14 protein-coding genes are annotated in these 12,924 nt (G+C 62.8%); 2 read left to right on the top strand and 12 right to left on the bottom strand.

Annotated features, from left to right (window positions below; translation table 11 throughout):
* Positions 1 to 30: 30 nt before the first annotated feature.
* The 7 genes from ACU8YE_RS17040 to ACU8YE_RS17010 all read right to left on the bottom strand — a co-directional run bounded on the left by ACU8YE_RS17040 (position 31) and on the right by ACU8YE_RS17010 (position 5,607).
* On the bottom strand, positions 31 to 606 hold the full coding sequence (locus ACU8YE_RS17040; RefSeq protein WP_322017601.1) for a pilus assembly PilX family protein: 576 nt from the start codon (positions 604 to 606) through the stop codon (positions 31 to 33).
* A gap of 2 nt (positions 607 to 608) precedes the next feature.
* Entirely contained in the window at positions 609 to 1,646 is a 1,038-nt protein-coding gene (locus ACU8YE_RS17035) for a PilW family protein (protein ID WP_446929229.1), read from the bottom strand.
* Positions 1,643 to 2,245 carry a type IV pilus modification protein PilV gene (gene pilV / locus ACU8YE_RS17030; RefSeq protein WP_446929228.1) on the bottom strand — a complete coding sequence of 201 codons (603 nt, stop codon included), beginning with the start codon at positions 2,243 to 2,245 and terminating at the stop codon, positions 1,643 to 1,645. The genes ACU8YE_RS17035 and pilV overlap by 4 nt, the downstream gene beginning before the upstream one ends.
* On the bottom strand, positions 2,242 to 2,715 hold the full coding sequence (locus ACU8YE_RS17025) for a GspH/FimT family pseudopilin (RefSeq protein WP_232040960.1): 474 nt from the start codon (positions 2,713 to 2,715) through the stop codon (positions 2,242 to 2,244). Before ACU8YE_RS17025 ends, pilV begins: the two co-directional genes overlap by 4 nt.
* Positions 2,716 to 2,723: 8 nt before the next feature.
* On the bottom strand, positions 2,724 to 3,161 hold the full coding sequence (locus ACU8YE_RS17020) for a type IV pilin protein (protein ID WP_260802136.1): 438 nt from the start codon (positions 3,159 to 3,161) through the stop codon (positions 2,724 to 2,726).
* Positions 3,162 to 3,357: 196 nt separating this feature from the next.
* Complete coding sequence (locus tag ACU8YE_RS17015; protein WP_232040962.1) at positions 3,358 to 4,497, bottom strand: PilT/PilU family type 4a pilus ATPase; 1,140 nt, start codon at positions 4,495 to 4,497, stop codon at positions 3,358 to 3,360.
* Positions 4,498 to 4,563: 66 nt separating this feature from the next.
* On the bottom strand, positions 4,564 to 5,607 hold the full coding sequence (locus tag ACU8YE_RS17010; RefSeq protein ID WP_024974790.1) for a type IV pilus twitching motility protein PilT: 1,044 nt from the start codon (positions 5,605 to 5,607) through the stop codon (positions 4,564 to 4,566).
* 122 nt (positions 5,608 to 5,729) lie between these two features.
* On the opposite strand from ACU8YE_RS17010, the gene ACU8YE_RS17005 reads away from it, so the two are divergent.
* Both ACU8YE_RS17005 and proC read left to right on the top strand, forming a co-directional pair.
* On the top strand, positions 5,730 to 6,446 hold the full coding sequence (locus ACU8YE_RS17005; RefSeq protein ID WP_446929227.1) for a YggS family pyridoxal phosphate-dependent enzyme: 717 nt from the start codon (positions 5,730 to 5,732) through the stop codon (positions 6,444 to 6,446).
* 30 nt (positions 6,447 to 6,476) lie between these two features.
* Positions 6,477 to 7,301, top strand: a complete 825-nt coding sequence (gene proC / locus ACU8YE_RS17000; protein WP_446929226.1) for a pyrroline-5-carboxylate reductase — start codon at positions 6,477 to 6,479, stop codon at positions 7,299 to 7,301.
* 52 nt (positions 7,302 to 7,353) lie between these two features.
* On the opposite strand, the gene ubiA is transcribed toward proC, so the two are convergent.
* From ubiA to ACU8YE_RS16975, 5 genes are all read right to left on the bottom strand, one after another.
* A complete protein-coding gene (gene ubiA / locus ACU8YE_RS16995) occupies positions 7,354 to 8,229 on the bottom strand; it encodes a 4-hydroxybenzoate octaprenyltransferase (protein WP_322017596.1) in 876 nt (291 codons plus the stop codon).
* A gap of 67 nt (positions 8,230 to 8,296) precedes the next feature.
* Complete coding sequence (gene katG, locus ACU8YE_RS16990; RefSeq protein ID WP_446929225.1) at positions 8,297 to 10,474, bottom strand: catalase/peroxidase HPI; 2,178 nt, start codon at positions 10,472 to 10,474, stop codon at positions 8,297 to 8,299.
* 127 nt (positions 10,475 to 10,601) lie between these two features.
* Positions 10,602 to 11,102 (bottom strand): Dps family protein, encoded by a 501-nt coding sequence (locus tag ACU8YE_RS16985; RefSeq protein ID WP_446929224.1) that lies wholly within the window; start codon positions 11,100 to 11,102, stop codon positions 10,602 to 10,604.
* A 174-nt stretch (positions 11,103 to 11,276) separates the two neighbouring features.
* Entirely contained in the window at positions 11,277 to 11,519 is a 243-nt protein-coding gene (locus ACU8YE_RS16980; RefSeq protein ID WP_260802141.1) for a hypothetical protein, read from the bottom strand.
* A 306-nt stretch (positions 11,520 to 11,825) separates the two neighbouring features.
* A complete protein-coding gene (locus ACU8YE_RS16975; RefSeq protein WP_446929223.1) occupies positions 11,826 to 12,773 on the bottom strand; it encodes a LysR substrate-binding domain-containing protein in 948 nt (315 codons plus the stop codon).
* Positions 12,774 to 12,924 lie beyond the last annotated feature (151 nt).

Genomic DNA, 12,924 nt, shown 5'->3' with positions numbered 1-12,924 from the left:
GTCAGTCTTCCTGGCTTGGCGCGTGCGGGCTTAGGGGCACAACGTGCCGGTCAGGACCCGTACAGCGACACCCTGATGTAAGGTGGTGTTCGTATTTGTTGCGTTCGCATCGTTGACCGTGGCGGAGACGTCCCATTGCGTCGCGCTGCAGTTCGACATCCCGCCAGGGGTGCCCGCCTTGGTCAGCAGCCCCGTATCCGAATTGGTATTCACGCCGCCAAAGCAGGATGAATCGTTGGCGAAATTTGGGTTGGCCGGGTCCAACGTCAACTGGGTGTTGGAGATCTGCTTGGTGGCCAGGCATGTGGGCGCCGCCACCTGCGCTGTATAGTCCGGCTTGCCATCTCCGTTGACATCCACGGGCACATTGACGGCCGCAGCCGCAGGGTTGCCGGTGAAGTCGGAACTGATGACCTGCTCAATACCCTGCTGCGCAGCGTTGCGCGCTTCCAGACCGTATTGCTGGTTGGCGGCGATCTTGGTGTTGATCACACCCGAATTCATGATCATCACGACGATGCCCATGAAGATCGCCAGGAAGATCAGCGTGACAACAAGCGTCACGCCCGACTGACGTGCCGATTGGCGAACCGAAAAGCGCCGCATGGCTACTCCCGTGGGCCGGCTACATTGGCGACGCGTGCGAGTTCCGCATAGACGTGTCGCTTATAGCCATCGTTGAAAGGGGCGGTGAGCGTGCCGCGGCCCATGTCGTAAGACCGCGTGTCGGTCCAGCCCGGCGACACGCCTAGCGTGCGCGCGAGCACGTTGATGCGTACGGCGGTCACGTTGCTCCAGTTCGTCGCAGCGGATGCGGTCCAGTTGTAGCCACTCACGGTGGTGCAGGCGGCGCTGTTGTCGATGCCCGGATTGGCGACATAGCAATCGGGCGAACCGTTGCCGTCCATGTCTACGCCGTAGGCGAAATGCACGTCGTCGATGCCCTGGGCGATTGAGTTGGGCGGCTGCAGCGCCCCATTGGAGAACTCGACCATCTTGAGCGTGGGAATGCTGTCGCCGCCGGTGCCGCAGCGGTCGCACGTAGCAAGGTAGAACGCTCGCACACTGACTTGGCGCAGCGGGGCAGCATTTGCGCAGGTTTTGTCTTTCAACACGAAGTCCGCGCTGTTGCTGCTGAAGACAAAGGGAGCGGTGTCCGTACTGCAGAACGAGTCCTGCAGATAGGCCTGCCCTGCCGCTACGGCACTCGCAGAGGTGACGACGCTCGACACGCGCCGCACCACCAGGATTTCCGAGTTGGGCGACAGGTTGGACAGGCATGGCGCCGCGTTCGCACCGGGTACGTAGCCGTAGATGGCAACCGGTACCGTCGCAGGGCTGTTGGTAAAGCCCAGTGCATTGGTGGCGCTTGCGCACACATCGGGCGTCGCAAGCGCTGAGGTTCCCAGCAGATTCAGATCGCCAAGGAAACCTCCGAGCCCGACTTCCTGGCTGATGATGTCGAGCGCATAGCGGCCGTTCTCGATCTGCGTGGCGCTGTTGCCCAATTGCACGCGCGATTGCGAGGTCGACGCATACAGGCTTGCCAACGCGGTCAGCAACAGCAGCCCCAGCGTCATGCCGACCATCAGTTCGATCAGCGACATCCCGCGCTGCAGACGCCGCGAAGTCCGATTGGACGTCATGACAGCACCCCCATGCGCACCTGCACGCTAATGGCGCGCCGATAGGCGTCGTTACCGTAATTGTTGCTGCCGCTGCCACATGGCAACGCCGGCGCCACGGTCTGCACCAAGCCTTGCCATGCGACGGTTACGCGATAGATCTGGTTGACCGTGTCGATGGCTTCGATGCAGCCGCGCGCGCCGATCATGGCGCCCAGGGCAACGGTGCCGCTCGCGGCAGTCTCCGTATTGCCGAGCAGCGCATTGTTCCAAGCCGCGAGATCGGTTGTGACGGTGGCTTGCTGGGCGGCCGTGCCGGTCGTGCAGCTGGGCGCCGAGACACCGCCCGTGCCAACCGTGGTCATTACACCGGGCGCGGCATAGCACGAGGCCACCTGGCGGTTGGCATTGAGCCGCGCAGCCATGTCCTGCAACAGCGTCAGGGCCTGCACGCGCTGGTAAGACTCCATCTCGGACTGGTTCGAGCGGACCATCATTCCGGCCGCGCCCAACAGCGCCACCAGCAGGATCACGACCGAAATCAGGATCTCGATCAGGGTCGTGCCGCGCTGCCCGCGCTTGCCGAACCGGCGATGTGACAAATGTGCGATGGCGCTCATGAGCACGTTCCTGAAACCACGGCGACGCGGCCAGTGCCGCCCACCTGTACGCAGCTTGACGAGACCGATTGCGACGCGCTCGTCGGCGTGACCTGGAACGTGACGCCGCCCGCAGTGGGCCGGCCATCGTTGCCGAACGACAGCGTGTTGCCGTTGCTCGCTGCAATGGTGACGCCGTTGTAAGGGCCGAACGTGCGGATCACCGTGGCAGGCGTGCCCGCCATCAGCGTCCAGCCGGCCGCCCAAGTGCTGCTGGTCGATACGGTGACGATGGTGTTCTGCTTGACCGCCTCCGCCCGCGCCAACGACACGGCGGACGACAAGTCAAACGACGCATTGCGCGTGGCCTGCGTCGCAATCATTCCGGAGAACGACGGCACGGCAATCGTCACGAGAATGGCGAGCACGGCCAGCGTGACCATCAGCTCCGTCAGCGTGAAACCTTGAATGGGCTTGCGCAGGATCTTCATGGCTCGCCTCACTTCCAGCAGTTGGATGCGCCAGTGGATGCCGCCTTGGCACCCGTGTTCGTCAGGGTGAGCGTGCCGCACGCGGTGTCGTTCACCTGCTGCGAGCCCTGCGGAGCCGCTGCCAGCTGGTAAGACGGCGGCACGCTGCTGGCGCTCAGCGTGAACGTGTAGTTGGACGAAACATTGGCCGGCACGTTGCTGGCGTATTGCAACGTGGCCAGATTCGGCGCGTAGGCACGGTTGTCGAGCAGGAAACGCTCCTGCGCGGCCGCCACTTCCTGCATGAAGGATTCCGCCGCTGCCCGATTGGAGCGGACGATGTACTGGACGTAGCTGGGATACGCAATGATCGCCAGGATGCCGACAATGGCCACTGTGATCATCAGCTCAATCAGCGTAAAGCCCCGCGCCGCCCGCGCGCGCTGACACCTCGGCTTGCTTGCCACGTTTTTACCCACCCGGATTTGCTGTTGCTTTTATGTTTTGATGCGTGCCTGCCGATGACTTGGCAGCCCCGCTCACCGCTTAAACGGCAATTCTCAGCAAATATTAAGGAAAGATCATGACGACCGGGTGGCCTTCCGAGCGGCGCAAACGTTATGCGCCGCAAATTACCTCAAATGGTGTAGCGCTTTCGACACATCACACGACGTTGAGATGTTCAGTGCCGGCAGACAGGTCTGTTTGCCCGCCACGCTTGCTGTGCAGCTTGATCTGCAGGCGCAGATCGTTGAGCGAGTCCGCATTGCGCAGCGCGTCTTCGTAGGTGATCTTGTTTTCCTCGTACAGCTCGAAGAGCGCCTGGTCGAACGAGATCATTCCCTGCTCGCGGGATTTCTTCATGACCTCCTTCAGCTCGTGCACCTCGCCCTTGAAGATGAGGTCTTGCACCAGCGGGGTGGCCAGCATGATTTCGACGGCCGGGACGCGCCCCTTCCTGCCCTGACGCGGCAGCAGGCGTTGCGCGATCATCGCGCGCAGGTTCAGCGACAAGTCGATCAGCAGTTGCTGACGCTTCTCTTCCGGGAAGAAGTTGATGATCCGATCGATGGCCTGGTTCGAGCTGTTGGCGTGCAGCGTGGCAAGGCACAGGTGGCCGGTTTCCGCATACTGGATCGCGTATTCCATCGTGTCCCGGTCGCGGATTTCGCCGATCAGGATCACGTCCGGTGCCTGGCGCAGCGTGTTTTTCAGCGCCACGTGCCAGGACTCGGTGTCCACGCCCACCTCACGCTGCGTCACCACGCAGTTCTGGTGCGTGTGCACGTATTCCACCGGATCTTCAATGGTGATGATGTGGCCGTATGAATTCGCATTGCGATAGCCCACCATTGCCGCCAGCGAGGTCGACTTGCCCGACCCCGTGGCCCCCACCACGATCACCAGCCCGCGCTTGCTCATCACGATCTCGTTGAGGATCGGCGGCAAGTCCAGCTCGCCCAGCGTCGGGATCTTCGTATTGATGGTCCGCAGCACCATGCCGGCGCGGCCCTGCTGCATGAACGCCGACACGCGGAAACGCCCCGCGCCCGGCGCCGTGATGGCGAAGTTGCATTCCGAGCTGTCTTCGTACTCGCGCAGCTGCTTCTCGTTCATGATCGACTTGACCAGACCGATGGCCTGCTGGGCATTCAGCGGCTGCTGCGAGATCGGCGTGACCTTGCCGTCCACCTTGATCGCGGGCGGAAATTCTGCGGTGATGAACAAGTCCGAGCCACGGCTGTTCACCATCAACTGCAAGAGTTCGTGGATGTATTTGGTGGCGGCTTCGCGGTCCAGCATGGCGTGCCCCTCCTGAAGAAAATTGGAAAGCGCGCCGACGTGTCAGTCAGCGCATCAGTTCGCGTATCAGCTCGCGAACGCGTCCGGGTTCTTGGCGATGGCGCGCGCGTCTGCGTAGTTGATCGCCGAGCGCTTGATCAGCTCCGACAGGCACTGGTCGAGCGTCTGCATGCCCATGCCACTGCTGGTCTGCATCATCGAGTACATCTGCGAGATCTTGTTCTCTCGGATCAAGTGACGGATGGCCGGCGTGGCAATCATGATCTCGTGCGCCGCAATCCGGCCCGAACCGTCGCGCGTCTTGAGCAGCGTCTGCGAGATCACCGCCTCCAGCGATTCGGAAAGCATGGTCCGGACCATCTCCTTCTCGTCCGACGGAAACACGTCGACGACCCGGTCAATGGTCTTGGCGGCCGAGCTGGTGTGCAGCGTGCCGAACACCAAGTGGCCGGTTTCTGCGGCAGTCAGCGCCAGGCGGATGGTTTCAAGGTCACGCAATTCGCCGACCAGCACCACGTCCGGGTCTTCACGCAGTGCCGACTTCAGCGCATTGGCGAACGAGTGGGTATGGGGCCCGAGTTCACGCTGGTTGATCAGGCTCTTCTTCGATTCGTGCACGAATTCGATCGGGTCCTCCACCGTGAGGATGTGGCCCATGTCGTTTTCGTTGCGGTGGTTGACCATCGCGGCAAGCGTGGTCGACTTGCCCGAGCCGGTCGGGCCCGTGACGAGCACCAGACCGCGCGGCTTCATCGCCAGATCGGCAAACACGGCGGGCGCCTTCAGGTCATCCAGCGAGAGCACCTTCGACGGAATCGTCCGGAACACGGCCGAAGCACCGCGGTTCTGGTTGAAGGCGTTGACCCGGAAACGCGAGAGGCCGGGGATCTCAAACGAGAAGTCGACTTCCAGGTTTTCTTCGTAGACCTTGCGCTGCCCGTCGCTCATGATGTCGTACACCATGGAGTGCACGTCCTGGTGCGTGAGCGGTGGCACGTTGATCCGGCGCATGTCGCCGTGGATCCGGATCATCGGCGGCAGTCCGGCCGACAGGTGCAAGTCCGACGCCTTGTTCTTGGCGGAAAACGCCAGAAGCTGCGCGATGTCCATCTTATAATGACCCCCGACTTTTTTATGTCGCCCGGGCGTCGCAAAGGCGCCTCCAGACGCGCTCCGAGCCGTTGATTTGACGTGCCGGAACCTTGTTTATTTGTAACAAACGTCGCCGGATTATGTCTGTAATCGCCGCCAACTTGCAAGCCGTGCGTCAACGGATCACAACGGCCTGCACACTGGCTTCGCGCGATGCTGCGGGTGTCACATTGCTGGCCGTTTCCAAGACGTTCGACGCCGATGCCGTACGCGCCGCCCATGCCGCAGGGCAACGCCTCTTCGGCGAAAACTACGTGCAGGAAGGCATCGGCAAGATCGACGCGCTGGCCGACCTGCGCACGGGCCCCGACCCGATCCGCTGGCACTTCATCGGTCCCCTGCAGAGCAACAAGACGCGCGCGGTGGCCGAGCAGTTCGACTGGGTACATAGCGTCGATCGTCTGAAGATCGCCGAGCGGCTGTCGGCCCAGCGCCCCGATACCTTGCCGCCGCTACAGGTCTGCCTGGAGATCAACATCAGCCGCCAGGCCAGCAAGCATGGCCTCCTGCCCGATTTCGATGAAGTGCTTGCCGTGGCACAAGCCGTGTCGGCGCTGCCCCGCCTGCAATTGCGCGGCCTGATGGCCGTGCCTGAGCCCAGTGACAACCCCGTCGCGCAACGCAAGCCTTTTGCCGATCTGCGCACCCTGGCCGCTCGGCTGCGCGAGGCTGGCATCCCGCTCGATACCTTGTCGATGGGCATGTCTGCCGACCTGGAAGACGCGATTGCCGAAGGCGCCACGATTGTGCGCGTCGGCAGCGCCATCTTCGGGGCGCGGCAGTATGCCAACGCCTGAATTCCTGTTTTCTTTCACACCACCACTCTCATGCTCGACACTCTGAAACTCGGCTTCATCGGCGGCGGCAACATGGCGGCGGCCCTCATCGGCGGCCTGATCGCCAAGGGCGCGCACGGCGGCAACATCGTGGTGGTAGACCCGACCGAACCCGCCCGCAGCCGCGCCGAGAAGACCTGGGGCGCCCGCACAGCCGCCGCCCCAGGCGCAGAACTGGCCGACCGCGACGTGATCGTCCTGGCAGTCAAGCCGCAGCAGATGCGTGAAGTCTGTGCGCAACTCGCACCGCATCTGGGCGACAGCCTGGTGCTGTCGGTGGCGGCAGGCATCCGGATCCAGGATCTGTCGCGCTGGCTGAATGGCCATGCACGTGTCGTGCGGGCGATGCCGAATACGCCTGCGCTCTCCGGTCTGGGTATGACCGGCCTGGCCGCCAACGCTGGCTTGTCCGACGCCGACCGCGCAACGGCGAGCGCCATCGCCAATGCCGTCGGCAAGAGCGTTTGGGTGCCCGCGGAGGCGCAGATTGATGCGGTAACCGCCATCTCGGGCAGCGGCCCGGCGTACGTGTTCTATTTCATCGAGGCGATGCAGCAGGCGGCGCAGGAGCTGGGGCTGTCGGCTGAAGATGGGCGCACGTTGGCAGTCGAGACGTTTATTGGCGCAGCCACGCTGGCAGGCCAATCGTCTGAGCCGGTTGAGGTGCTGCGTGAGCGCGTGACATCCAAGGGTGGGACGACCTATGCAGCGCTCACTTCAATGGAAGGGGCGGGTATCAAGGCTGCCTTTGTACGCGCAATGCATGCTGCTGCCGCGCGTGGCAAGGAGATGGGGGAGGAGTTTGGGCGGGATTGAGGCTACTGGTCCGTCCCCGGCAGGGGATGAAATCAGGGATGGACCAAAAAAATTAGCGCAGCAAATACGCCCCCACCACCCCGGCAAACAAACAAGCCCCTAACCAATTGTTATGCCGGAAAACAAAAAAACACTTCATCCGATCTCGCGTCTGCAACATGGGGTAATACCAAAGCGACAACGCAACGGCGGCGGCAAACCCGATCCAATACGCCACGCCTAGCGCCATCACATGGCCAGCCCAGGCCATGATCCCGAAGAAGCCGCCGTAGCACAGCATGATCGCCGCCACGTCGTAGCGTCCGAAAGTAATGGCCGACGTTTTGATGCCGATGACCAGATCGTCATCGCGATCGACCATCGCGTATGCGGTGTCGTAGGCAATCGCCCAGAACACATTGCCGGCAAGCATCAGCCACGCCAGCACCGGCACCTGATCCTGCACCGCTGCATACGCCATCGGAATCCCAAAGCCGAACGCAATACCCAGGTACGCCTGCGGGATTGCGAAGAACCGCTTGAAGAAGGGGTACGTGCCGGCAATCACGATGGCCGCCACCGACATCCACTTCGTCAGTGCATTGAGCGGCAGGATCAGCGTGAAGGCGATGAGCGACAGCACCGCAGCCACCGCCAGCGCTTCCCACGGGGCGATCAGGCCCGCAGTGATCGGCCGCTCCTTGGTGCGTTTGACGTGCTTGTCAAAGTCGCGATCGGCCCAGTCGTTGACCGCGCAGCCGGCTGAGCGCATGAGGAAGGTGCCGACCGTGAAGATCACCACCAGCGACAGCGGCGGATGACCATCAGCCGCCATCCATAGCGCCCACAGCGTCGGCCACAGCAGCAGCAGCGTGCCGATCGGTTTGTCCATCCGCATCAGGCGCGCATAGAGCACGAGGCGGCTGGGTTGGGCAGCGGACGATTGCATGGAACTCACCAAAGAAAAATGGCGCCTGCACGAGGCAAGGCGCCATTTTAGTCCCGCCGATAGCAGCTTAGGCGGCGGCCAGATCGAACCGGTCGAGATTCATCACCTTGACCCACGCGGCCACGAACTCGCTGATGAAGCGCTCCTTACCGTCGGCACTGCCGAACACCTCGGCCAGCGCACGCAGGATCGAGTTCGAGCCGAACACCAGATCGACGCGCGTGCCGGTCCACTTGCGCTCGCCCGTCTTGCGGTCATAGCCCTCGTAGATGTCGCCGGCGGGCTTCCACTCGGTGCTCATGTCGAGCAGGTTGACGAAGAAATCGTTCGTCAGCGCGCCGGGCGTGTTGGTAAAGACACCGTGCTGGCTGCCATCCGCATTGATGTTGATGGCGCGCAGGCCACCGATCAGCACGGTCAGTTCAGGGGCGGTGAGCGTCAGCAACTGCGCCTTGTCGAGCAGCAACACTTCGGCCGGCATCGCGTAGTCGGCTTTCTGGTAGTTGCGGAAGCCGTCGGCCACCGGTTCGAGCGGCGCGAACGAGGCGGCGTCGGTTTGCTCGGCGGTTGCATCAACGCGGCCCGGCGTGAACGGCACGGTGATCGTCGTGCCAGCCGCCTTGGCAGCCATTTCGATACCGACGCTGCCCGCGAGCACGATCACATCAGCCAGCGAAGCCTTGCCGGAGGCGCGCTGAATCTCCTCCAACTTGGCCAGCGTGCCGGCCACCGGCTGGTTGACCGCCCAATCCTTCTGCGGCGCCAGGCGAATGCGCGCACCGTTGGCACCGCCGCGCTTGTCCGAACCGCGGAAAGTCGAAGCCGACGCCCAGGCCACGGCAACCAGCTCGGATGCCGACAGGCCCGAAGCAGCAATCTTCGCCTTGACGTCGGCGATATCGGCCTCGGTCGGCTTGTGTGTGGCGGCCGGCAGCGGGTCTTGCCAGATCAGGTCTTCACGCGGCACTTCGGGGCCAAGGTAACGCGACTTCGGGCCGAGATCACGGTGCGTGAGCTTGAACCAGGCGCGCGCAAAGGCTTCGGCAAACGCCTGCGGGTTGTCCAGGAAGCGGCGCGAAATCTTTTCGTACGCCGGATCGAAACGCAGCGACAGGTCGGTCGTCAGCATGGTCGGCTTGCGCTTGGGCGAATCGGGCGTCGGGCCCGGAATGATCGCCTCGGCGTCTTTGGCCACCCATTGCAGCGCGCCGGCGGGGCTCTTTTCCTGTACCCATTCGTACTTGAACAGGTTCTCGAAGAAGAAGTTGCTCCATTGCGCGGGCGTCTGCGTCCAGGTGACTTCGAGCCCGCTGGTGATGGCATCCGCGCCCTTGCCGGTACCAAAGGTGCTGGCCCAGCCCAGGCCCTGCGCTTCCAGCGGCGCGGCCTCGACATCGGCGCCAACGTGGCTTGCCGCACCTGCGCCGTGGGTCTTGCCGAAGGTGTGACCGCCGGCAATCAGTGCGACGGTTTCTTCGTCGTCCATCGCCATGCGGGCGAACGTCTCGCGAATATCACGAGCGGCGGCCAGCGGATCGCCGTTGCCGTCCGGGCCTTCCGGGTTCACGTAAATCAGGCCCATTTGCACGGCGGCCAAGGGGGTCGCAAGATTGCGGTCGCCCGAGTAGCGGCTGTTGGGGTTGTCGGTGGGTGCGAGCCACGCGGTCTCGCTGCCCCAGTAGACGTCGTCGTCCGGTTCCCACGTGTCTTCACGGCCACCGGCAAAGCCGAAGGTGCGGAACCCCATGGTCTCAAGTGCCACGTTGCCCGTCAGGATCAGCAGGTCGGCCCACGAGATGGCCTGGCCGTACTTCTGCTTGATCGGCCACAGCAAACGGCGCGACTTGTCGATGTTGACGTTGTCGGGCCACGAATTGAGCGGTGCAAAACGTTGCTGGCCGCGCCCGGCGCCGCCACGGCCATCGCCCGTGCGGTACGTGCCGGCGGCGTGCCACGCCATGCGGATGAACTGCGGACCATAGTGGCCGAAGTCTGCCGGCCACCAGTCCTGTGAATCGGTCATCAGTTTGCGCAGATCTGCCTTGAGCGCTTCGTAGTCGACCGACTTGAAGGCTTTGCGGTAGTCGAACTTCGCGCCGAGCGGGTTCGACTTTTCCGAATGCTGATTCAGCAGATCAACACGCAGTTGGTTCGGCCACCAGTCCTTGTTGGCCGTACCGCCACCGAAGGCGTGCGAAGCAGCGGGAGCATGGCCGGAAAACGGGCATTTGGCTTCAGTCGTCATGATTCTCTCGTTTAGGTCATGGGGTTGATGCCGCCCCACCCGCAACACAACGGGCTCGCGGGAGGGGCGCAATTCGCTGCTGTCGAAACGCCTGGCGCAAACGTGGCGAACGGCCGTCAAGCCAGCCTTAAGCCAGGAGCGAGCGCAGCATCCACGCGGTCTTTTCGTGAATGTCCATGCGTTGCGTCAGCAGGTCGGCGGTCGGTTCGTCGGCGGCCTTGTCGACATCGGGGAACAGGCTGCGGGCGGTTCGGGTCACGGCTTCGTGGCCGGCCACCAGTTCGCGCACCATGTCCATCGCCTCGGGAATGCCCTTCGACTCCGGAATCGACGACAACTTGGCGAACTCCGAATACGAGCCCGGCGCGGGATAACCCAGCGCGCGGATGCGCTCAGCCACCGGGTCGACGGCATTCCACAGTTCGTTGTACTGCGTCTCGAACATCAGATGCAGCGTGTTGAACATCGGGCCGGTGACGTTCCAGTGGAAGTAATGCGTCTTCAGATACAGCGAGTAGGTATCGGCCAGCAGGCGCGACAGGCCGTCTGCGATCTTCTTGCGATCCTTGTCGGCAATGCCGATGTTGATCTGGGCTGCGGCACTCGCGCCGTTGTTCTTCTTTGCCATCTGGATTCCCCTATGAAGTGGTGTGCAAAAACGCGATGCCCTCGCCTTGATTCAGCGTGGGGCCACGCGTGCTTCGAGCCTTCTTTCGGTTGCCGCTCGCGCAGCAAGTTCCGATCGTCGCATCGTCCTATGACGAAACGCACAGCGGATGGCAACCGAGCATCAGGCCGGTCATCAGACCATGAGCTGCACCATACCGTGCAGGAGCACGATCATAGCGCCGGCAGCCACGATGGTTAGACCGATCTGCTTGCGCACCCACTTGCGTTGAAGGCGGGCGGATTCTGCAGCGCGCGTACCGAGGCCCGCCGCCGCACTGCCGGGCATACCGGACAGCGTCGGCACCTCTGCCTGCGACGCGCGCACGGCGCCCGCAAACCCCTGCCATTCCGAAGCGAACATCCGCACCATTGCCATGCTTTTTCTCCTTGCAACCACACGCGTTCCTGAAGCCCGTACGACAAGCCCGGGCGGCTTCATGCACTACTTCAGGTCAGTGCGATTCACCATAGGCAGCGAGCCATTCCAGCACGGTCGCGACGGTGTTCGAGGCAAGCGACAGGGACATGACAGGCTCCACGGTGATCGGGCAGTGAGCGATGCGCTCACCATGGAACACAGCTTACCTACGCGCTATCGATACGTATATTTGATTGTTTTTATCTATCAATTAGACGTGCGCTATGGCTGCCATGGATGACGGCCAATAGATATCTCAGAGGATCAGTGAATCAGCGGGGTGGCCGGCAACAGCTTGATGCCGGGCAGTTCGCATTGCGCGACCGCCTTGGCCACCGCTTCGATCGCGGCAATGCGGGTGAAACTCTTGCGCCAGGCCAGAACGACGCGGCGGTCGGGCACAGGCTCCTGGAAAGGCACATAGCTCAGCAGATCGGTGGCGGCGGGCTGCATGCTGGGCACCGATGTACGCGGCAGCACCGTAATGCCCACGCCGCTGGCAACCATATGGCGGATCGTTTCCAGCGACGAACCTTCGAACGTCTTCTGTATTCCGTCCGCGTTCTGCGAGAAGCGCGACAGCTCGGGGCACACGCCCAGCACGTGATCGCGGAAACAATGGCCGTTGCCGAGCAGCAGCATGGTCTGCTGCTTGAGCGCTTCCGGGTCAACCGACGACGCCTTGGCCAGTTCATGACCGCGCGGCACCGCCACGACAAAGGGCTCGTCGTACAGTGGCACCGTCATCAGGCCCGCTTCGGGAAACGGCTCAGCCATGATGGCGCAGTCGATCTCGCCCTGCTTGAGCAGCTCCACCAGCCGCACGGTGAAGTTCTCCTGCAGCATCAGCGGCATCTGCGGGACGGTGTCGATCATCTGCTTGACGAGGGCGGGCAGCAGGTACGGCCCGATCGTGTAGATCACCCCCAGGCGCAGCGGCCCGGCCAGCGGGTCCATCCCCTGCTTGGCGATCTCGCGGATCGCCATCGTTTGTTCAAGCACACGCTGCGCCTGCGTAACGATCTGCTCGCCGACGGGCGTGACGCTCACTTCCGATGCGCCGCGCTCGAAAATCTGCACGGCCAGTTCGTCTTCCAGCTTCTTGATGGCGACCGACAGCGTCGGCTGCGAGACGAAGCAGGCCTCGGCGGCACGCCCAAAGTGGCGTTCCCGAGCGACGGCGACGATGTATTTGAGTTCAGTGAGCGTCATGACGATCAATCGGCTTGGGGATATCGATAGATTTTACCAAGGGACGTGCAATATTGCTTGGCGTTCGAACGACGACCCGGCATTGACAACGCTGCCATCCACCCCATCTTCCGGGGATACGCCCCACCGAGACAAAAAAGGAGCCGCCCCA

Source organism: Ralstonia sp. VS2407, assembly GCF_052950655.1.
This window is presented reverse-complemented; position numbering and strand designations above follow the sequence as displayed.